Source organism: Pseudomonas putida group bacterium ESBL64 (assembly GCF_045277175.1).
In the GTDB taxonomy this organism is placed as follows: domain Bacteria; phylum Pseudomonadota; class Gammaproteobacteria; order Pseudomonadales; family Pseudomonadaceae; genus Aquipseudomonas; species Aquipseudomonas alloputida.
The window spans coordinates 3062881-3083498 of record NZ_CP145799.1; the positions used below are offsets into that span (position 1 = coordinate 3062881).

At 61.8% G+C, this 20618-nt stretch carries 21 protein-coding genes and 1 pseudogene; 10 read left to right on the forward strand and 12 right to left on the reverse strand.

The window, feature by feature from the left end; all coding sequences use genetic code 11:
• Nucleotides 1-84: 84 nt before the first annotated feature.
• On the forward strand, nucleotides 85-318 hold the full coding sequence (locus V6093_RS13905; RefSeq protein ID WP_003247356.1) for a hypothetical protein: 234 nt from the start codon (nucleotides 85-87) through the stop codon (nucleotides 316-318).
• A gap of 602 nt (nucleotides 319-920) precedes the next feature.
• Nucleotides 921-2429, forward strand: coding sequence for a malate dehydrogenase (quinone) (mqo, locus tag V6093_RS13910; RefSeq protein ID WP_003247357.1), 1509 nt, complete (start codon nucleotides 921-923; stop codon nucleotides 2427-2429).
• A 178-nt stretch (nucleotides 2430-2607) separates the two neighbouring features.
• Here mqo and V6093_RS13915 read toward each other — a convergent pair whose 3' ends face one another.
• From V6093_RS13915 to V6093_RS13930, 4 genes are all read right to left on the reverse strand, one after another.
• On the reverse strand, nucleotides 2608-2898 hold the full coding sequence (locus tag V6093_RS13915; protein WP_003247360.1) for a PA4642 family protein: 291 nt from the start codon (nucleotides 2896-2898) through the stop codon (nucleotides 2608-2610).
• A gap of 68 nt (nucleotides 2899-2966) precedes the next feature.
• Nucleotides 2967-3437 (reverse strand): hypothetical protein, encoded by a 471-nt coding sequence (locus V6093_RS13920; protein WP_003247361.1) that lies wholly within the window; start codon nucleotides 3435-3437, stop codon nucleotides 2967-2969.
• Between the two features lie 51 nt (nucleotides 3438-3488).
• On the reverse strand, nucleotides 3489-3962 hold the full coding sequence (locus tag V6093_RS13925) for a WbuC family cupin fold metalloprotein (RefSeq protein ID WP_003247362.1): 474 nt from the start codon (nucleotides 3960-3962) through the stop codon (nucleotides 3489-3491).
• A gap of 2 nt (nucleotides 3963-3964) precedes the next feature.
• Nucleotides 3965-4522, reverse strand: a complete 558-nt coding sequence (locus tag V6093_RS13930; RefSeq protein WP_003247364.1) for a hypoxanthine-guanine phosphoribosyltransferase — start codon at nucleotides 4520-4522, stop codon at nucleotides 3965-3967.
• Between the two features lie 162 nt (nucleotides 4523-4684).
• Between V6093_RS13930 and upp the strand changes: the two genes are divergently transcribed.
• A complete protein-coding gene (upp, locus tag V6093_RS13935) occupies nucleotides 4685-5323 on the forward strand; it encodes a uracil phosphoribosyltransferase (RefSeq protein ID WP_003247366.1) in 639 nt (212 codons plus the stop codon).
• Between the two features lie 2 nt (nucleotides 5324-5325).
• Nucleotides 5326-6591, forward strand: coding sequence for a uracil-xanthine permease family protein (locus tag V6093_RS13940; protein WP_003247369.1), 1266 nt, complete (start codon nucleotides 5326-5328; stop codon nucleotides 6589-6591).
• Nucleotides 6592-6626: 35 nt separating this feature from the next.
• Here the strand turns inward: V6093_RS13940 and hemH are convergent, their stop codons facing one another.
• The gene (gene hemH / locus V6093_RS13945) at nucleotides 6627-7643 is read right to left on the reverse strand and encodes a ferrochelatase (protein ID WP_265979501.1); all 1017 of its coding nucleotides are present in this window, start codon (nucleotides 7641-7643) and stop codon (nucleotides 6627-6629) included.
• Between the two features lie 13 nt (nucleotides 7644-7656).
• Complete coding sequence (locus tag V6093_RS13950; RefSeq protein WP_108078189.1) at nucleotides 7657-8562, reverse strand: TIGR01777 family oxidoreductase; 906 nt, start codon at nucleotides 8560-8562, stop codon at nucleotides 7657-7659.
• A 187-nt stretch (nucleotides 8563-8749) separates the two neighbouring features.
• Here V6093_RS13950 and V6093_RS13955 point away from each other — a divergent pair, with 187 nt between their 5' ends.
• The 5 genes from V6093_RS13955 (at nucleotide 8750) to V6093_RS13975 (ending at nucleotide 13825) form a co-directional block, all read left to right on the forward strand.
• Complete coding sequence (locus V6093_RS13955) at nucleotides 8750-9736, forward strand: NAD(P)/FAD-dependent oxidoreductase (protein WP_108078188.1); 987 nt, start codon at nucleotides 8750-8752, stop codon at nucleotides 9734-9736.
• Between the two features lie 103 nt (nucleotides 9737-9839).
• On the forward strand, nucleotides 9840-10808 hold the full coding sequence (locus V6093_RS13960) for a DUF523 and DUF1722 domain-containing protein (protein WP_265979504.1): 969 nt from the start codon (nucleotides 9840-9842) through the stop codon (nucleotides 10806-10808).
• Nucleotides 10798-11697 (forward strand): MerR family transcriptional regulator, encoded by a 900-nt coding sequence (locus V6093_RS13965; RefSeq protein ID WP_265979506.1) that lies wholly within the window; start codon nucleotides 10798-10800, stop codon nucleotides 11695-11697. The genes V6093_RS13960 and V6093_RS13965 overlap by 11 nt, the downstream gene beginning before the upstream one ends.
• Nucleotides 11688-13115 carry a deoxyribodipyrimidine photo-lyase gene (phrB, locus tag V6093_RS13970; RefSeq protein ID WP_143999562.1) on the forward strand — a complete coding sequence of 476 codons (1428 nt, stop codon included), beginning with the start codon at nucleotides 11688-11690 and terminating at the stop codon, nucleotides 13113-13115. The genes V6093_RS13965 and phrB overlap by 10 nt, the downstream gene beginning before the upstream one ends.
• Nucleotides 13116-13126: 11 nt before the next feature.
• Nucleotides 13127-13825 (forward strand): SDR family oxidoreductase, encoded by a 699-nt coding sequence (locus tag V6093_RS13975; protein ID WP_265979509.1) that lies wholly within the window; start codon nucleotides 13127-13129, stop codon nucleotides 13823-13825.
• A gap of 123 nt (nucleotides 13826-13948) precedes the next feature.
• Here V6093_RS13975 and V6093_RS13980 read toward each other — a convergent pair whose 3' ends face one another.
• From V6093_RS13980 to hemA, 6 genes are all read right to left on the reverse strand, one after another.
• Nucleotides 13949-14467, reverse strand: a complete 519-nt coding sequence (locus V6093_RS13980) for an acyloxyacyl hydrolase (RefSeq protein WP_014589671.1) — start codon at nucleotides 14465-14467, stop codon at nucleotides 13949-13951.
• Between the two features lie 106 nt (nucleotides 14468-14573).
• Nucleotides 14574-15371 (reverse strand): glutamate racemase, encoded by a 798-nt coding sequence (gene murI, locus V6093_RS13985; RefSeq protein WP_014859518.1) that lies wholly within the window; start codon nucleotides 15369-15371, stop codon nucleotides 14574-14576.
• The gene (locus tag V6093_RS13990; RefSeq protein WP_014589669.1) at nucleotides 15364-16119 is read right to left on the reverse strand and encodes a molybdopterin-synthase adenylyltransferase MoeB; all 756 of its coding nucleotides are present in this window, start codon (nucleotides 16117-16119) and stop codon (nucleotides 15364-15366) included. The genes murI and V6093_RS13990 overlap by 8 nt, the downstream gene beginning before the upstream one ends.
• A complete protein-coding gene (prmC, locus tag V6093_RS13995; RefSeq protein ID WP_004575885.1) occupies nucleotides 16113-16943 on the reverse strand; it encodes a peptide chain release factor N(5)-glutamine methyltransferase in 831 nt (276 codons plus the stop codon). The genes V6093_RS13990 and prmC overlap by 7 nt, the downstream gene beginning before the upstream one ends.
• Nucleotides 16943-18025, reverse strand: a complete 1083-nt coding sequence (gene prfA / locus V6093_RS14000; RefSeq protein ID WP_003247392.1) for a peptide chain release factor 1 — start codon at nucleotides 18023-18025, stop codon at nucleotides 16943-16945. Before prfA ends, prmC begins: the two co-directional genes overlap by 1 nt.
• Entirely contained in the window at nucleotides 18022-19299 is a 1278-nt protein-coding gene (gene hemA / locus V6093_RS14005; RefSeq protein ID WP_003247394.1) for a glutamyl-tRNA reductase, read from the reverse strand. Before hemA ends, prfA begins: the two co-directional genes overlap by 4 nt.
• A gap of 735 nt (nucleotides 19300-20034) precedes the next feature.
• Between hemA and V6093_RS14010 the strand changes: the two are divergent.
• A pseudogene (locus V6093_RS14010) lies at nucleotides 20035-20142 on the forward strand (3-deoxy-7-phosphoheptulonate synthase); the annotation flags it as partial.
• Nucleotides 20143-20618 lie beyond the last annotated feature (476 nt).

Consider the following 20618-nt stretch of genomic DNA (forward strand, 5'->3'; position numbering starts at 1 on the left):
CATCGGCCCGATCCGCTTGTCACAATCGTTTCATCGCCACACCCTTATCCTTGCGCCAAGCCCTAACGCAAAGGACTCGCCGCCATGACCTCGCTCTGGACTCAGCTCTTCAAACGGCCGCGTCACAACGCTTATGCCCGCCTTGACGCTGATGGCAAATGCCTGGCCTTCAAGCAATGCAGCCAGGCACCACGGGGCATCGACTGGGTGCAGATCAGCGAAATTCAGCTGGCCTGGCTGGGGCGCGAACTGCCCGCCGAAGCCCGGGTTTGCGCCCGTGCAAAGCGCCGTTGGCACCAACGCCTCCTCGCTGCCTGACAAACGCTGCAATAAAAACCACGAATGGCGACATTTCTGCCCGCGACATCGCTATAATCTCCCCCCGATTATAAGGACGTCTCCTGATCGGGCCCCGCATTCGCCGATTGACCCCGGCAACTTCACCGCCTCGCCCACAGAGAGCCTTCCACTCAGGTCTTGCATCGGCTGTCGTGCCTGCTTTTTCCGGCCCTTCACACTGCATGAACCTGCGGGTTGCCATCGCGCAGTCCCCTTTTGAGGTTCACGTCTCCAAAAGAGCGTGAAAAAACGGTTTTCACAACTTCACAAGAGTGTGGCGAGCAAATGAACAGTCTGGCATGTGCAAAAGCGGCAGATGTGTCCCGAACAGCCCTGAACAGGCGGCAGATGCGCTCATCCCGTATGAGTGTCTGAACCGTTCCCATAACGCACGCACGACACCTTGACCATAAGTCGAATTGCCGCACCTGTGGCAAACGGCGTTCAATACACGAACCCGAAGACTGATTGGCGGTGTCCGCGGAAGTTGCAAGAACTGCGAAAAGTCGGACATGGCGACCCTGGCAAACCCAGGTCCTATGCTGTCAATTAGGTAGCTGTAGATTGTGGAGACGCGTTAAATGGCGCAGAACGAATCGGTTGATGTGGTACTGGTAGGCGCGGGCATCATGAGTGCCACCCTGGCCGTACTGCTCAAGGAGCTTGACCCGACCCTGAAGCTTGAGGTCGTCGAGGCGATGGACTCCGGGGCCGCGGAAAGCTCCAACCCCTGGAACAACGCAGGCACCGGCCACGCCGGCCTGTGCGAGCTGAACTATACGCCGCAGGCCGCCGATGGCAGCATCGACATCAAGAAGGCCGTGCACATCAACACCCAGTTCGAGGTTTCGCGCCAGTTCTGGGCCTACCTGAGCAAGAAGGGCAACTTCGGCTCGGCGCGTGCCTTCATCAACCCTGTCCCGCACCTGAGCTATGTCGAGGGTGACAAGGGTGTTTCCTTCCTCAAGAAGCGCTTCGAGCTGCTCAAGCAGCACCACGCCTTCGCCGAGATGGAATACACCGAAGACAAGGCCGTGATGAACGACTGGATGCCGCTGATGATGCCTGGCCGCCCGGCCGACCAGCACATCGCCGCTACCCGCGTGGCCAAAGGCACCGACGTCAACTTCGGCGCACTGACCAACAAGCTGCTCAAGCTGCTGGGCGACTCGCCGGACGCGCAGGTCAAGTACAGCAAGAAGGTTGTCGGCCTGCGCCGTAACGGCAGCGGCTGGACCGTGAGCATCAAGGACGTCAACAGCGGCGGCAGCCGTGAAGTCGACGCCCGCTTCGTCTTCCTCGGCGCCGGTGGCGCGGCCCTGCCGCTGCTGCAGTTGTCCGGCATCCCGGAAAGCAAAGGTTTCGGCGGCTTCCCTGTCAGCGGCCAGTGGCTGCGTTGCGACAACCCGGAAATCGTCAAGCAGCACCAGGCCAAGGTCTACAGCCAGGCCGCTGTCGGCGCCCCGCCGATGTCGGTACCGCACCTGGACACACGCGTCGTGGACGGCAAGACTTCGCTGCTGTTCGGCCCGTATGCCGGCTTCACTACCAAGTTCCTCAAGCACGGCTCGCTGATGGACCTGCCGCTGTCGGTGCGCATGGGCAACATTGGCCCGATGCTGGCCGTGGCCCGCGACAACATGGACCTGACCAAGTACCTGGTCAGCGAAGTGATGCAGTCGATGGAGCAGCGTCTGGAAGCCCTGCGTCGTTTCTATCCGCAGGCCAAGGCCGAAGACTGGCGCCTGGAAGTGGCGGGTCAGCGCGTGCAGATCATCAAGAAAGACCCGAAAAAAGGCGGCGTGCTGCAGTTCGGTACCGAGCTGGTCTCGGCCCAGGACGGCAGCCTGGCTGCACTGCTCGGCGCATCGCCGGGTGCTTCGGTAACCGTATCGATCATGCTGGAACTGATCGAGCGCTGCTTCCCCGAGCAGGCCAAGGGTGCCTGGGCTGCCAAGCTCAAGGAAATCTTCCCGGCTCGCGAGAAGACCCTGGCAACCGATGCTGCGCTGTACCACAAGATCAGTGCCGATAACGACGCGGCCCTGGACCTGGCAGAAAGCAGCCCGGCGGCCAAGCATTACGCCTAAGCCGGCCTGAAACGCAAAAACGCCCCTCGGGGCGTTTTTTTTGTGCCTGGCGCTTGATCAGCCTGTACCGGCCTCTTCGCGGGCATGCCCGCTCCCACAGGTTCGGTAATGCCCGCAGGTGCGGCGCGACTCCTGTGGGAGCGGGCGCGCCCGCGAAGAGGCCGGCACTGGCTACAGATCAGCCGCGGGCTTTATCGATGATCTCGATGTACTCAGGGGCATTGCGCTGGTCGGCAATTTGCTCGACGAAGGTCTTGCCGTGCTCGTCCTTGCCATCCAGGTCCAGGCCAGCTTCGACGAAGAAGCCTACAAAGCGCTCAAAGTCGTCCACGCGCAGGCCACGGTAAGCCTTGACCAGCTTGTGCAGCGACGGCGAAGTCACACCATCGGCCGGCTCGAACTGAAGGAACGACTTGATGTAGTCGTCGCTGATTTCGTCACCGATTACCTGTTTCTTGTCTTTACGCATTGCCGACTCCAACTGGACCATCACGGAATTTCGAAGGCCGGCAGTTTACCCCCCGCAGGCTTCGCGCCTCAACGCGTACGTACCGTCCCGGTGTGCAGGTCGGCCCAGATATGGCCGTTGCCGTAAGTCAGAAACTGCACGTACAGGGTTTCGTTACGCAGCAGGTCCATGACCACCCGGTAGTTGCTGACTGGGTAATTCAGGCTCAAGGTGCGGGTTTTAGCGTCATACACAGGCTTTTTCAGGCTTTTGGCCGCTTCACCATCGAACGTCAGCAGCACCTGGGCAATGGTCGCGCCCTTGCTCAGCGGCTTGCCCTTCAATCGCACCTGCAACGACGATGTGATCGGAATCGGCTGCTGATCGGACTGGCGCTGGGCCCCTACGACCACCGAATAGTCAGTCACTTGCAGCAATTGCTGGCTGGTCGGCGCTTCCTGGCGCAGGGACTGGTCATCAGGTGGCAGGAACTGACTGTGCAGCGGTGCGGCAGCGAGCGGCAGGCTGACCGCCAGCAGGAGGGGAAGAATCGCACGCATGTGAGGCTCCTTGTATGAAGGAGCACTCTAGCATGCCGTGTACAGCCGATATCAATCGAACTGCGCGCGCATCCAGGCCTGGTAGTCGGCCACGCCGGCTTCACCCTCGCGCGGCGCCCAGTGTGCGTGCTCGCCCTCGCCCACTGGTCGGTATGGCCCAGCCTTGCACTCGAACAGGATGCTGTCGGGCTCCAGCACCACCAAGCCATGGTAGGTACCAGGCGCCAGATCTACACCCAGACAGTCGCCACCGGCCTGCAGCACCCGCTTGTCAGTCACCGCGCCTTGCTCATCGAAGATCAGCAGGCCAAAGCACCCCTTGAGCGCTATCAAGGTTTCAGCCTTGTCGGCGCTCACATGGCGATGCGGCGGAATGTAGGTGCTCGGTTGCAGCCCGACCGCCATGCGGTGGCAGGGCTCTTCCATAGCGTGAAAGTTATGGTGCTGCCGCCCGCGCGGGTTGGCAGCGGCCTTTTCGGCCAGCCCGGCGAACAGCGATTGGTCGATGAACGCAGGCTGGCGCACGGTTACAGCCCCTTTACGGCGAAGATGCCGTTAGCGTTGCGCCAGTACCCTTTGTAGTCCATGCCGTAACCGAAGATATAGCGATCGACACAAGGCAGGCCCACATAGTTGGCCTTGAGGTCAGGGCTTGCCTTGCGGTCGTGATCCTTGTCTATCAGCACAGCGGTGTACACCGAGCGGGCGCCGGCATGCTTGCAAAACTCGATGATGGCGCTGAGGGTGTGGCCTTCGTCGAGGATATCGTCAACGATCAACACGTCACGGTCGATGAACGACACTTCCGGCTTGGCCTTCCAGAAAAGCTCGCCGCCGCTGGTCTGGTTGCGGTAGCGGGTAGCGTGCAGGTAGGAGGCTTCCAGTGGGAACTGCAGGTGGGTCAGCAGTTTGCCGGAGAAGATCAGGCCGCCGTTCATCACGCAGAACACAACCGGGTTCTTGTCGTGCAGGTCCTTGCAGATCTGCTCGCCGACTTTGGCGATGGCCGCTTCGACTTCGGCTTCGGTGTACAGGCAGTCAGCTTCACGCATGACTTGACGGATATGCTCGAGATCGGCGGACATGGCGCTCTCCGGGGGGCATTTTGGAAAAGCGGGCAAAGGTACGCATCCGCTCGTCACAGATCAAGCATTTATGGACTAACGTCCAGAATGACCAGACGACAGCACAGGCTGAATAGATTAATCTAGCGCGGTTTTTTTGCCCGCCTTTCGGAGCCCTCCCCTATGCCCACTCGTGAGATCCGCCATCCGCTGATCCGCCACAAGCTTGGCCTGATGCGCCGTGCCGATATCAGCACCAAGAATTTTCGCGAACTCGCCCAGGAAGTCGGCGCGCTCCTGACGTATGAAGCCACCCAGGACCTGCCCCTCGAAACCTACGAGATCGACGGCTGGTGTGGCAAGGTCTCGGTTGAAAAAATCGCCGGCAAGAAGATCACCGTAGTACCGATCCTGCGCGCCGGCATCGGCATGCTCGACGGCGTGCTCAGCCTGATCCCGGGTGCCAAGGTCAGCGCCGTCGGCGTTGCCCGAAACGAAGAAACCCTCGAAGCCCACACCTACCTGGAAAAGCTCGCGCCGGACATCAACCAGCGCCTGGCCCTGATCATCGACCCGATGCTGGCCACCGGCGGCTCGATGGTTGCCACCATCGACCTGCTGAAAAAGGCCGGCTGCAAAGAGATTCGCGCCATGGTGCTGGTCGCCGCGCCAGAAGGCATCGAGGTGGTGGAAAAAGCCCACCCGGACGTGAAGATCTACACCGCCTCGATCGACCAGCGCCTGAACGAGCACGGCTACATCGTGCCAGGCCTGGGTGATGCCGGTGACAAGATCTTCGGCACCAAGCAAAAGGACGCCTGACCATGCAGGACGGCTTCAACGACCCGCTCTGGCGCCAGGTCGTTTCGGGCGCGCAGATGCTCTTCGTGGCATTCGGCGCGCTGGTGCTGATGCCCCTGATCACCGGCCTCGACCCGAACGTCGCGCTGTTCACCGCCGGCATCGGCACCCTGCTATTCCAGCTGGTCACCGGACGTCAGGTACCGGTGTTCCTGGCCTCGAGCTTTGCCTTCATCACGCCGATCATCCTCGCCAAAGGCCAGTTCGGCCTGGCCGAGACCATGGGCGGCGTAATGGCTGCTGGCTTCGTGTACACCTTCATGGGCCTGATGGTAAAAATCAAAGGCACCGGTTTCATCGACCGCATGCTACCGCCGGTGGTGATCGGCCCGGTGATCATCTCCATCGGCCTGGCCATGGCACCGATCGCCGCCAACATGGCGATGGGCAAAGGTGGGGACGGTACAGCGCTGATGCCATACAAGACGGCCATGCTGATCTCGATGCCAGCGCTGCTGACAACCTTGATCGTTGCCGTATTCGGCAAGGGCATTTTCCGCCTGGTGCCCATCATCTCCGGCGTGCTGGTGGGCTTTGCCCTGTCGTTCGCCTTTGGCGTGGTCGACACCGCCAGGATCGCTGCCGCACCGTGGCTGGAAATCCCCAATTTCACCGCCCCTGCGTTCAACTGGCAGGCCATTCTGTTCATCGTCCCGGTTGCGCTGGCGCCGGCGATCGAGCATATCGGCGGGGTGATTGCAGTGGGCAGCGTGACCGGCCGTGACTACCTGAAGAAGCCTGGCCTGCACCGGACGTTGCTGGGCGACGGCCTGGCGACTACTGCAGCCGGCCTGTTCGGCGGCCCGCCCAACACCACCTATGCCGAAGTGACCGGCGCGGTGATGCTGACCAAGAACTACAACCCGAAGATCATGACCTGGGCGGCGGTCTTCGCCATTACCCTGGCGTTCATCGGCAAGTTCGGCGCGCTGCTGCAGAGCATCCCGGTGCCGGTGATGGGCGGCATTCTGTGCCTGCTGTTCGGCTCGATTGCAGCGGTGGGCATGAACACCATGATCCGCCACAAGATTGACCTGGGCGAAGCACGCAACCTGGTGATCGTCTCGGTGACACTGGTGTTCGGTATCGGCGGCGTGCTGATCGGCAGCGGTGACGGCCCGGATGACTGGGGCCTGAAGGGTATTGCCCTGTGCGCCATTGTGGCTATTGCGCTGAACCTGATTCTGCCGGGCAATGACAGCTGGAAGCACAAGAAGCTGGATGTATAAACGGTCGGTAGGGGCCGCAAGGCGGCCCCTTCGATTCAGGCCTTTTCACTCATATCAGCCAACACCCTCACCCACTCCGGGTGATCATTCAGGCACGGCACCAGCACCAGCTCCCGGCCACCCGCCTCGACAAACTGCTCGCTGCCACGCATGCCTATCTCTTCCAGCGTCTCGATGCAATCCGCCACAAATGCCGGGCACATCACCAGCAGCTTCTTCACACCGGCCTTGGCCAGTTCATCCAACCGCGTCTCGGTGTAGGGTTCGATCCACTTGTCCCGGCCCAGCCGCGACTGGAACGATACCGACCACTTGCCATCAGGTATGCCCATTTTCTGCGCAAAGGCTTTGGCCGTGGCCAGGCATTGCCCGCGATAGCAAACCGAACGTACTTCGGCGGTTGCACCGTGGCAGCAATCAGCAGCACGCAGGTCGTGCTTGACCCCTTTCGGAAACAGCTTTTTCAGGTGCCGTTCCGGCAAACCATGGAAGCTCAACAGCAGGTGGTCGTAACCCGTCTCAAGGTACGGCCGGGCACTGGCAGCCAGTGCCTCGATGTACGCCGGGTGCTCGTAGAACGGCTGCAGCACGCGCATCTGCAACGGTAACTGGTGCTCGCTGACCGTCTGTTTTGCCTGCTCGATCACAGTGGTCACCGTGCTGTCGGCGAACTGTGGATAAAGCGGTGCCAAAGTCACCTTGCGCACACCTTGGGCGGCCAGCCGCGCCAACACATCAGGCAACGCTGGCTGGCCGTAGCGCATGGCAATTTCCACTGGGCCATGGGGCCAGTGCTCGGCCATCGCTGCCTGCAGGCGACGGGTCAGCACAACCAGAGGCGAGCCCTCCTCCCACCAGATCGAAGCGTAGGCGTGTGCCGACTGCTCTGGGCGCTTGATCAGGATCAGCGACACCAGCAAGCGCCGCACCGGCCACGGCAGGTCGACCACGTACGGGTCCATGAGGAACTGGTTGAGGTAACGGCGCACATCGGCCACCGAGGTGGAGGCCGGGGAACCCAGGTTGACCAGCAGCAGGGCGTGATCGGTCATGCAGCGTCCTATGTCAGAGGCCACTGGACAGGTTGTCCAGCGCCGATTGCAGATCGTTGAAACGGAAGGTGAAGCCTGCTTCCAGCAAGCGTACCGGGCGCGCCCGCTGGCCTCCCAGCAGCAAGGTGGACATCTCGCCAAGCCCGGCCTTGAGCAGCAGTGCCGGCACTGGCAACAGCGCCGGCCGATGCAGGGCTCGGCCCAGTCGCCTGGCAAACTCACGGTTGCGTACAGGCTCCGGCGCGCAGGCATTATAAGGACCGCTGGCATCCTTGCGCTGCAAGAGAAAATCAATCAGGCCGACCTGGTCGTCTATATGAACCCAGGGCATCCACTGCCGCCCGTCGCCCAAAGGCCCGCCCAGCCCCAGTTTGAAGGGCATGCGCAGGCGCGACAAAAAGCCGCCATCGCTGGCCAGCACCAGGCCAGTACGGACCAGTACCACGCGTATCCCCTGGGCTTGTGAACGCTGGGCGGTCTCTTCCCAGGCAATGCACAACTGGCTGGCGAAATCTTCACGCACCGGGGGTGAAGCCTCGGTCAGTTCGCGTTCGCCACCGTCTCCGTACCAACCTACCGCAGAGCCGGAGATCAACACCTCCGGGCGCTGCTCACGGGTGCCCAACCACGCCAGCAATTGCTCGGTAAGGGTGACACGGCTGGCCCACAGCACGTTGCGCCGGGCGGCCGTCCAGGGCCTGTCGGCAATCGGCGCACCAGCAAGGTTGACCACCGCATCAAGATGATCGTCGGCCTCCAGCTGCTCCAGGCGCGCGATACCACGCACCCCGCTACCACAGATTTTTGCCACCTGTTCAGGACGCCTGCTCCAAACCGTAAGCCGATGCCCTTGGCCCAGCCAGTACTGGCACAGATGCTTGCCAATCAAACCGGTGCCACCTGTCAGCAATATATGCATGGCTGTGTCCTCGCAGAATGCATCGGTGGTCTATTTTTAACAGCAAGGCACTTTTTTGACCCGACGCTCTCGGATAAACATAGGCCAACCTGCCCGCCAACACGGAATAACCTTATACAGAATTTTTGCATTGTACAGGTTTGCCTGACAGCGTAGTCTGCTCACAGCAAGGTTTGAAGAGGCCATCATGACAATACCTATCGCCATCATCGGGGCCGGCATCGCCGGTTTGTCAGCCGCCCAGGCTTTGCAAAAGGCCGGGCAATCCGTGCACTTGTTCGACAAAGGCCACGGCAGTGGCGGGCGCATGGCCAGCAAGCGCAGCGAAGCCGGCGCGCTCGACCTGGGCGCACAGTACTTCACTGCCCGTGACCGACGCTTTGTCGATCAGGTGCAGCAATGGGTGGCCGCCGGCTGGGCCGAACAATGGAAGCCTCAACTGTATAACTACCGTGACGGCGAACTCACCCCCTCCCCTGACGAGCAGACGCGCTGGGTAGGCGTGCCACGCATGAGCGCCATTACCCGCGGCTTGCTCAAGGACGTCACCGTCAACTTCGGCTGCCGCATAGCGGAAGTGTTTCGCGGCAAGCAGTACTGGCACCTGCAAGATACCGAAGGTTGCAGCCACGGCCCCTACAGCCGTGTGGTCATCGCCGTCCCGGCACCGCAGGCCACGCCACTTCTGGCCGCCACACCGAAGCTGGCTGCCGTTGCCGCTGGCGTGCAAATGGAACCTACCTGGGCCGTCGCCCTCGCCTTCCAGGCACCGCTGGATACGCCAATGCAAGGCTGCTTCGTGCAGGACAACCCGCTGGACTGGCTGGCCCGCAATCGCAGCAAGCCCGGCCGCGACGAGCACCTGGACACCTGGGTACTGCACGCGACCTCAGACTGGAGCCGGCAACACATCGACCTGCCCAAGGAAGAAGTGATCGAACAGTTGTGGGGTGAATTCGCCGAACTGGTCGGCTGCGTGGTACCGCCGCCCACCTTCGCCCTGGCCCACCGCTGGCTCTATGCCCGCCCCAGTAGCAACCATGAGTGGGGCGCACTGGCCGATGCCGACCAGGGCTTGTACGCCTGTGGGGACTGGTGCCTGTCCGGCCGCGTCGAGGGCGCATGGCTCAGTGGCCAGGAAGCGGCGCGGCGCTTGCTCGAACACCTTGAGTGATGCCGAACTATACAAAAATACTAGTTTGCATAACTTCAGCGCTGTGCTGAAATAAACCTGTACAAGTTTCGAGTCACGTACAGGTTTATTTTCGGAGGCAGCCATGCACGACCCTTCCGCCCACAGCAAGCCGCGTATCGCCATCAGCGCCTGCCTGACCGGGCACAGCGTGCGCTACAACGGCGGCCACAAGGCCTCCGACCTGTGCCGTAAACAGCTGGAACAGCACTTCGACTGGCTACCCGTGTGTCCGGAAGTGGCAATCGGCCTGGGTGTCCCGCGCGACCCGATTCGCCTGGTCGGCAACCCCGAGCAACCCGAAGTGGTCGGCACCCGCGACCCCGGCAAGGACCTGACCGACCCGCTGCGCACCTATGGCGAGCAGATGGCCAACGAGCTTGACGACATCTGCGGCTACATCTTCATGCAGAAGTCACCTTCATGCGGCCTGGAACGGGTAAAGGTTTATCAGGACAACGGCCACCCGGCCGTGCATGGTGGCCGCGGCGTCTATGCCCAGGCTTTCTGTGCATTGCGCCCGGACCTGCCAGTAGAGGAAGAAGGCCGCCTGCATGACCCCGTGCTGCGCGAGAACTTCATAAGCCGCGTTTACGCCTACGCCGACTGGCAGCACCTGCTGGCCGAGGGCCTGAACCGTGGCGCGCTGGTACGCTTTCATTCGCGCTACAAGTATTTGCTGATGGCCAATAACCCCCAGGCCTATCGCACCCTCGGCCGCCTGCTTGGCAGCATGAGCAAGGCTGATGAACCACAGAGCATCGGCCCGCGCTATTTCAGCCAGCTGATGCAAGCCCTGCGCCGCTGCGCGAGCCGCGGCACCCACAGTAACGTGCTGCAGCACCTGAGCGGTTACTTCAAGGATGCCCTGACGCAGCAGGACAAGGCCGAGTTGCAGGCAGTCATCGGCCAATACCAACAAGGCGTGGTACCACTGGTAGTGCCACTGACCTTGCTCAAACACCATTTGCGCAAGCACCCAGACCCCTACCTGCAGCAACAAGCCTACCTGCAGCCGCACCCCGAGAGCCTGGGTTTGCGCAATGCGGTCTGAGGACTTGCTGCCCATCGGCGAACTTGCCCGTCGCACCGGCGTAAACCCGGTCACCCTGCGCGCCTGGGAGCGCCGGTATGGGTTGCTCAAGCCACAGCGCACCGCCAAGGGGCATCGCCTGTACCCACTTGAGCAGGTCGAACGCGTCGAAGCCGTTCTGGCCTGGCTGCAGCGTGGCGCGTCGGTCGGCCAAGTCCGCGAGTTGCTCGACAAACCCGCCAGCACCCCACCGAAGGGGGACTGGCAAGCCAGGCAATTCCAGCTGATCGAAGCCATCGCCGGCCTTTCACAGCGCGCCCTCGACCAGCAACTTAACCAGGCCATGGCGCTGTACCCGGCAGTCACCCTGTGCGAACAACTGCTGCTGCCGCTCCTCGACATGCTCGACCAGCGCTGGCGCAACTACTTCAACGCTCGGCTGGAGCAGGTGTTTTTCCACAGCTGGCTGCGCAGCAAGCTCGGTGCCCGCGTGTACCACGACAACCAGCTGCTGCAAGGGCCTGCCGTGTTGCTGGCCGAAGACAGCGAACGCACCTTCAGCCCAGACTTATGGTTGTGCGCCTGGCTGCTCACCAGCAATGGCTTCCCGGTCGAGGTGCTCGAGCAGCCCGTTGCAGGCCCGCAATTGCTAAGCGCCGTCAACGCGCTCAAACCACGCGCCTTACTCCTGCATTTGGGCCCACGCATCGACGACAAGGCGTTGCTGCGCACCCTGCAAGGCTTGCCGATCCCCAAGCTGTTGGGTGGTGCCACGCTGGCGCTGCATGAAGCCCGCTTGAAGGCTTTTGAGCTGCCCGACCTTTTCCTGTTCGACACCCCGCAGGCGGCATTGCGCGTGCTTCAAGCCCATGATCGACAGCCTGTAGAGATCAATCTCCCATGCACCTGACCTGGCTGCGCAGCGACCTGCGTATCGATGACAACACTGCACTCAGCGCCTCCACCGAACGCGGCCCGACCATCGCCCTGTGGCTGGTCAGCCCCGGACAATGGCAAGCCCATGACGATGCCGACTGCAAAGTCGACTTCTGGCTGCGTAACCTGCATGACCTGCGCCAATCACTGGAAAAGCTGAACATCCCCCTGCTGATCCGCACAATCGAAACCTGGGACCAGGCGCCACAGGCGGTGCTCGATGTCTGCCGCCAACATCAGGTGCAAAGCGTGCACTGGAACGAGGAGTACGGCATCAATGAGCAGCGCCGGGATGATGCCACCCGCGCACTGTTGGAAAAGTCGGCCATCCAGGCGCACAGCTACCTCGACCAGCTGTTCTTCCGTCCAGGCACTCTACTGACTCGCAGTGGCGATTACTTCCAGGTGTTCAGCCAGTTCAAGAAAACCTGCCTGGAGCATCTGCACCGCAGCCTGCCGGCCCTGGCACGGCGGGTGAAGCGCCAGGCCCCGCTGAACATCGGCAGCGACCCGATCCCGCAACATGTCGAGGGCTTCGGAACAACCACGCACGCACTGCGCGACCACTGGCCAGCCGGTGAAGCTGAGGCACAATCCCGCCTGTCATGCTTCCTCGACGAAACCATCGACGACTACCACCACTTGCGCGACTTGCCTGCCAAGCCCGGTACCAGCCAGCTTTCCCCCTACCTGGCCGCCGGCGTGATTTCGCCCCGCCAATGCTTGCACGGTGCACTGGCCGGCAACCGGGGCGAGTTCGACAGTGGCAGCACGGGCGTGCAGACCTGGATAAACGAGCTACTCTGGCGCGAGTTCTACAAGCACATCCTGAGCGGTTATCCACAGGTCTCGCGCCACCGCGCCTTCCGCGCCCAGACCGAAGCCCTGCCCTGGCGTGACGCCCCGGCAGACCTGGAGGCCTGGAAGCAGGGCCGCACCGGCTTCCCGATCATTGATGCCGCCATGCGCCAATTGCTGCACACCGGGTGGATGCACAACCGCTTGCGCATGATCGTGGCCATGTTCCTCAGCAAGAACCTGCTGATTGACTGGCGCAAGGGCGAGCGACACTTCATGCGCCACCTGATAGACGGCGACCTGGCCGCCAACAACGGGGGTTGGCAGTGGAGTGCGTCCACCGGCACCGATGCGGTGCCCTATTTCCGTATCTTCAACCCGGTTTCACAGTCGCAACGCTTCGATCCACAGGGGCAGTTCATTCGCCACTGGGTACCGGAACTAGAGGAGCTCGATGAAAAAGCCATCCATCAGCCCATTAAATCGACGGACCTTTTCGGTAATACTTCTTACCTAAGTCCAATCGTGGATCTCAGCAGCAGTCGCCAGCGGGCCCTGGAAGCGTTCAAAGGGCTGCCACGCCGGCAGAATTAGGGGATAACGTCTTGATTAACTCACGCAGTTTCTGGGTTACGGGCGCAAGCAACGGACTTGGCTTGGCTTTGGTGGAGCGGATGCTCGATGAAGGACATCGCGTTGCCGCGAGTGGCAAGAATAGCGACGCACTGGATGCTTTGGGGACACGCTACGGCAGCCAATTGATGCGGTTGCCGTGGCAGTTGCATGAAGAACAACACGTCAGCCATGCGTGCCAACAAATTTGCCATGCCTGGTGTTCGCTGGACGGGCTGATCCTCAACACCGGCACCACCGATTACCTGCCAGACAATGCCAGTGACAGTGAGCTGATCGAAGCGATCGTCACTACCAACCAGCTGGCCGCAGAGCATTGCCTGAGCAAAGCGCTGCCGTTGCTGGAAAAGGGTCAGTCGCCGCAGGTGATGGCGCTTTTCAACCGCTATTCGGCGTTGCAGCTGTTTGCACCGACACAGGTGACTGCGGGCTGGAACAATTTGCCGCAATGGATGCGTGAGCAACGCAAGGCCCTTGAGGACCAAGGGGTAGCACTGACCATTGTAGGGCCACAATCGTTGAAGGTTACGCTAACGTCGGCACAGGCGATACCGGAGGAGTGGACGCCCGGCAGTGCCGCAGAGGAGTTGCTGCGGCGTTGGCCTCAGAGAGAACCCGAACTGATCCTGGAGACGCTGGACCTCAGTAGCCTGTGGCCGCTGGCGCGTTAACACCTGAAATCAGCATTACCGTCTTCGCGGGCAAGCTCGCTCCTGCAGATTACCCAGACCTTGAGTGCTGTGGTATGCCGGCAGGAGCGGGAATTGCCCGCGAAGTGACGAATGCAGGTGAACTCAGAGCGCCATTCTGTAATGCAGGCTGTAGCTTTCTACACCATCATTGGGCTCTTTGATGCCCGCGTTGGAATAGTGAATCGCCCGCACCCCAATCTCATGCCCGCCGGCAAAGCGCAAACCAAAGCCGATGCGGTCCTCAAACTGGAAAGCCGAACCCAGCTCGTTGCTTTCCAGCTCGGTGCTGGAGAACGCCGCTACCCCTATCCCGGCTTCGATGTAAGGCTTCACCGACTCCCCGGCAAACTCATAGACGAACACCGGCGCGAAGGACAGGCTGTGATTGCTCGCGGTCTCGTCGCCATCCCAGTAGGTGTAGGCCCCATCCCAATAGCCGGTCAGCCGACCAACGCTGGTCTGCCACCAACTCGCGTCCCAATTCGATTGCAGCCCTAGCCGGTAGACCATTGTCGAATCGCCAGTCTGCCCCACCGAGAACGAAACATCGGCAGCTTGTGCCGACATCGCTTGCCCCAAAACAAAGGCAGCAGTCGCTGCCAAGCCGAGCAGTTTCCTCATAAGAAACATCCTTCTTTCTGATGCTGTTGTTAGTGTCCGCCTCATCTCAGGCAAAGCGGTAGAAAGCAGAAGTGGAACGATAGTTCAGCCTTTTTTCACGTTTTTTTCACAACGCAAAGCTTTGCACATCGTCGGACTTATGCCACAGCACAGGTAGGATTTTTCTTAAGGCTTCTGGGTCAGCGCTTGTCCAGAAGCGTGCAGCGCCGGCCGGGCCTTCGGCCAATAGATCATTGGCACCCAGCAGCCGTTGCAACTGACGCGCCACGGCCGCGCCGGTGTCGATGATGGCCACGTCATCCGGGACCATGCCGGCCAGCAATGGGCGAAGGAAAGGGTAATGGGTGCAGCCGAGGATCAGCGTATCGCAACCTGCAGCCAGTAGCGGCTGCACATAACCTTGCAGCAGCTGGCGCACCGCTGGGCTTACAAGGTCACCGGCTTCGATCAGCTCGACCAGCCCCGGGCAAGGCTGGGTAATAACCTGTACGTTGTTGGCGAAGCGGTCGAGCAAGGCTGCGAACTTGGCACTCTGCAGGGTACCGGTGGTGGCCAGCACACCGACCACGCCCGAGCGAGTGGCTGCCGCTGCAGGCTTGACGGCCGGTTCCATGCCCACCAACGGCCAGGTCGGATACAACTCACGCAGGTCGGCCACTGCCGCCACCGTGGCAGTGTTGCAGGCCAACACCATGGCCTTTGCGCCTTGTTCATGGAAGAACCCGGCAATGTGCCGGCAGCGCTCGCGGATATAGTCCGGCGACTTCTCACCGTAGGGTATATGCCCGCAATCGCCCACATACAGCAACGTTTCGTTGGGCAGCAGGCGCTGGATCTCGGCCAGCACCGACAAACCGCCAACCCCCGAGTCCATGACGCCGATCGGCGCCGAGCGCTCAGCCATCGCGCTTACCACAGACCGTGCAAGCCGGGTCGCGCTTGACACGAAGCTCGCGGATACGGGTGCCGAGGGCATCGATCAACAGCAAGCGGCCGACTAACGGCTCACCGAACCCCGCCAGCAGCTTCATCGCCTCCAGCGCCTGCAGGCTACCCACCAGCCCCACCAGCGGGCCAATGACGCCAGCTTCGCTGCAAGTCAGTTCGGCTTCGCTACCATGCCCGTACAGGCAGTGGTAGCACGGGCTGTAGTCGCGCCGCGGGTCGAACACCGACAGTTGGCCTTCCAGACGGATTGCCGCTCCGCTGACCAGCGGCTTGCCGGCGGCGACACAGGCAGCGTTGACCGCCTCGCGGGTAGAGAAATTGTCGGAGCAGTCCAGCACCAGGTCGACCGCCGCCACCGCAGCCACCAGCGAGTCCTCGTCCAATGCCTGGCGGTGAGCAACCAGGCTGACTTCCGGGTTGATTGCCTGCAAGCGCTGCAAGGCCGAGTCGACCTTGCTCATGCCGACGCTGGCACTGTCGTGGATGACCTGGCGTTGCAGGTTGGTCAGGTCGACGGTGTCGAAGTCGGCCAGGTGCAGCTCACCCACGCCAGCGGCGGCCAGGTACAGGGCGACTGGCGAGCCCAGGCCACCCAGCCCGATGATCAGCGCTTTGCTCTGCTTGAGCCGCAGTTGGCCATCGATGTCGATCTGGGCCAGCAGCACCTGGCGGCTGTAACGCAGCAGTTCCTGATCACTCAGCATGGCAGTCGCCCCAGGGTAATGCGTTCATGGCCGCCCAGGTCCGTGCGGCTGGCCACCTCGATAAAGCCATGTTCAGCCAGCAGAGCACGTACCGCTGCCGCCTGATCGTAGCCATGTTCCAGCAGTAGCCAACCACCTGGCAACAAGTGCGCGGGGGCTTGGGCGGCGATCACGCGAAGGTCGTCCAGGCCATCGGCACCGGCCACCAGGGCACTGCTGGGTTCGAAGCGCACGTCGCCGGCCACCAGGTGCGGGTCTTCAGCGGCGATGTAGGGCGGGTTGCTGACAATGAGGTCAAAACGCTCCCCGGCCAGGCTGTCGAACCAGTGGCTTAGCCTTACCCGAGCGTTGGCCAGGCCTAACCGCTGGCGGTTGCGCTCGGCGAGGGCAGCAGCCTCCTCCACCCGGTCAACCGCTGTCACCTGCCAGGCCGGGCGTTCGCTGGCCAGCGCCAGAGCGATGGCCCCCGTACCCGTACCCAGGTCGAGAACCTTGGCTGGCGAAGCGGGTTGCAGTTCAAGCGCCGTCTCGACCAGCAGTTCGGTATCCGGCCGCGGGATCAGGGTATGCGGCGCAACCTCCAGGTCGATCTTCCAGAAGCCCTGCAGCCCAAGGATATAGGCCACTGGCTCGCCGCCACGGCGGCGCTGCAGGTAGCCGGCATAGGTCTCGGCATCTTCGCTGCTGACGATACGCTCGGGCCAGGTATGCAAGTAGCTGCGCGATTTACCGATGGCCGCAGCCAGCAGCAGTTCGGCATCCAGGCGCTCAGTGGGCGATTCAGGCAACTGCGCGTTGCGCAACAGGCTGGCGATGACAGTCATCAGTCCCCCAAGGCGGCCAGTTGATCGGCCTGGTATTCGGCCAGCAGCGGTTCGATCACCGCGTCTACGCCACCGCTGAGGATGTCGTCCAACGAATACAAGGTCAGGTTGATGCGGTGATCGGTCACCCGCCCCTGTGGATAATTGTAGGTGCGGATGCGCTCGGAGCGGTCACCGGACCCCACCAGCAGCTTGCGCTCACTGGCAATGGCGTTCTGCGCGGCACTGGTCTGCATATCGTTCAGCTTGGCCGACAGCCAGGACATGGCGCGAGCACGGTTCTTGTGCTGCGAGCGCTCCTCCTGGCATTCGACCACGATACCGGTGGGCAAGTGGGTGATACGGATCGCCGAATCGGTCTTGTTGACGTGCTGGCCGCCGGCACCGGAGGCACGGTAGGTATCCACGCGCAAGTCGGCCGGGTTGATTTCGATGGCGGCTTGCTCGTCCGGCTCGGGGAGCACCGCCACCGTGCACGCGGAAGTGTGGACACGGCCTTGGGACTCGGTCTCGGGCACACGCTGAACCCGGTGTGCACCGGACTCGAACTTGAGCTTGCCGTAGACATTCTCGCCCTCGACGCGGGCAATGATTTCCTTGTAGCCGCCGTGCTCGCCTTCGTTCTCGGACAAGATTTCCAGGCGCCAGCCGCGCTTTTCGGCGTAGCGCGAATACATGCGGAACAGGTCACCAGAGAAGATGGCTGCCTCGTCGCCACCCGTACCGGCGCGGATTTCCAGAAACACGTTGCGACCGTCGTTGGGGTCTTTGGGCAGCAGCATGCGCTGCAGCTGCGCCTCCAGCGTCAGCAGTTGCTCCTTGGCTTCACGCACCTCTTCCACGGCCATTTCACGCAGGTCCGGGTCACTGTCCTTGAGCAGCGCCTGGGCACCTTCGAGGTCGTCCTGGACTTTGCGCCACTCTTTATAAGCAGCGTAGACCGGCTCTACCTCGGCATACTCGCGGGAGTAGGCGCGAAAACGCGTCTGGTCGGAAATAACCTCGGCGTCACCGAGCAGGGCGGTGAGTTCTTCGAAACGGTCCTGGAGGATTTCCAGTTTGTTCAGCAGCGACGCTTTCATTGCGGGGATTTGTCCGTGGAGCCCTCATTGAGGGCAAAGAGTTCCTGGGCCATGGCCAGCGCATCGAGGCGGCCCTCGGCCGAGAGCTTTTTCAGCTGCACGCTGGGCGCATGCAGGAGTTTGTTGGTCAGGCCCCGGGCCAGCTGGGCCAGCACGTCTTCGGGGTTGCCGCCATTGGCCAGCAGGCGCAGGGCCTTTTGCAGTTCTTCGTCGCGAAGGCGCTCACTTTGCTGGCGATAGGCCCTGAGCACGTCCACTGCCGCCAGTTCGCGCAGGCGCAGCATGAAGTCTTCGGCGCCCACGGATACCAGCTCTTCGGCCGCCTGAGCCGCCCCCTGGCGGCTCTTGAGGTTTTCTGCCACTACATCGTGCAGGTCGTCGACGGTGTACAGGTAGACATCGTCCAGCTCGCCTACTTCGGTTTCGATATCGCGAGGTACAGCGATGTCGACCATGAAGATCGGCTTGTGTCGGCGCTGTTTCAGTGCGCTCTCGACCGCGCCCTTGCCCAGGATCGGCAACTGGCTGGCGGTGGAACTGATCACGATGTCACTGTTGGCCAGTTCCTGGGGGATGTCTGCCAGCAGCACGGCATGCGCACCGAACTGCTCGGCCAGGATGCTGGCGCGCTCCAGGGTGCGGTTGGCCACCACGATACGGCGTACGCCCTGCTCGTGCAGGTGGCGGGCGACCAGGGTGATGGTTTCGCCGGCACCGATCAGCAGGGCCTGGCTGCGGCCCAGGTCGGCGAAAATCTGCTTGGCCAGGCTGACCGCGGCGAACGCAACCGAAACCGGGTTTTCACCGATGGCCGTATCGGTACGCACCTGCTTGGCGGCGCTGAAGGTGGCCTGGAACAGGCGCCCAAGCAACGGCCCGACAGTACCGGCTTCGCGGGCCACGGCGTAGGCGGACTTCATCTGGCCCAGAATCTGAGGCTCGCCGAGAACCAGCGAGTCCAGGCCCGAGGCCACGCGCATCATGTGCTTCACGGCTTCGTGCTCTTCATGCACGTAGGCGCTGGCGCGCAGCTCGTCGAGGCTGAGGCGGTGATAGTCGGCCAGCCACTGCAGCACGGCGTCGGCGGACAGGTGGTCCTGCTCTATATAGAGCTCACTGCGGTTGCAGGTCGACAGGATCGCCGCCTCGCGGCTGGACGTCAGTCTGCAGAGCTGCTGCAGGGCGTCTACCAGCTGCTCTGGGGTAAACGCCACGCGCTCGCGTACGTCTACCGAGGCAGTCTTATGGTTGATACCAAGTGCAAGAAAGGCCATGCAAGGTCGCTGGTTGTGACGGGAAGCCGATAATTGTCCTCTTTCGCAGGTTTCAGGACAACCACCGTTCGCTATTGTGCTGATAGTCCTGCGGCTATCGCCGCTCGCGGGCCAGCATCAACGTTGATTTCAGGTTTCACTCCCGCTTTTGATCTGCTTCTGATCTTCGCGACTTCAGGAGGCCGAACGCAGTCCTTGCCAGTTAAAGGCTGTTACCTATGTGCGTGAACTGATTTGTAACCCATGTGGGTGAGCCATACCGGCGAAAAGGTGAGTCAGCGTCGCCATCGCAAATGGACGGTTCGCCGAGTCAAAACAGACGAGTTCGCTCCTTGCTTCTTGCTTCTTGCTTCTTGCTTCTTGCTTCTTGGATGTGAGCATCCACATTAAATAGGTATTCATTCGCGAAGGTGGCGCGTAGTCACCTTTCCGCCCTTCCGGCGGGTTACTTTGGTCGTGGCCAAAGTAACCAAAGCCGTCGGCTCCCATCATCCGGCCCCTACGCTCCGCTCCGGGGTCCCCTCGCTCCGGGCTTGCTCCCGGGAGGACCGCGCTGCAGGCCCCATCCTGGGGCCCAGCGCTTGACGGGCATCCATGCCCGTCACCTCCCTCCGCAAGCCCTGCGCTCGGCCTCCTGAAGTCGCAATCTGCGTCGCCTGGACTACCGCGCGCTTAGAAGCAAAAGCCAAAGCAAGAGCAAGAGCAAGAGCAAGAGCAAGAGCAAGAGCAACGACGTTCTTCCAGGTACACCAGGCCGAGGGCAGCCATGCCGGCGATATCCTTATCCAGATGACCGGGCAAAACGTCACCGAATGCATCGGCGATGCCCGGCCGATCACCGAATTCGCTTCTCGCTTTTGATTTTGCTTCTAAGTGCGCGGTAGTCCAGGCAACGCAGATTGCGACTTCAGGAGGCCGAGTGGAGGCATTGCGGAGGGAGATGACGGGCATGGATGCCCGTCAAGCGCTGAGGCCCCATGGATGGGGCCTGCAGCGCGTGCTCCCGGGAGCAAGGCCGGAGCGAGGGGACCCCGGAGCGCAGCGTAGGGGCCGGATGATGGGAGCCGACGGTTTTTGGTCCCTTTTTGCCACGACAAAAAGGGACCCGCCGTAAGGGCGGAAAGGTGAGTCGGCGTCGCCATCGCAAACGGACTGTACGCCCGATCAGAACCAGCGCTTAAGCTTTTGGGCTTTTGGGCTTTTGGGCTTTTGGGCTTTTGGGCTTTTGAGCTTTTGGGCTTTTGGGCTTTTGAGCTTTTGGGCTTTTGGGCCTTTGGGTTGTGCGCTTTCACATCAAGTAGACATTCATTCACGATGTA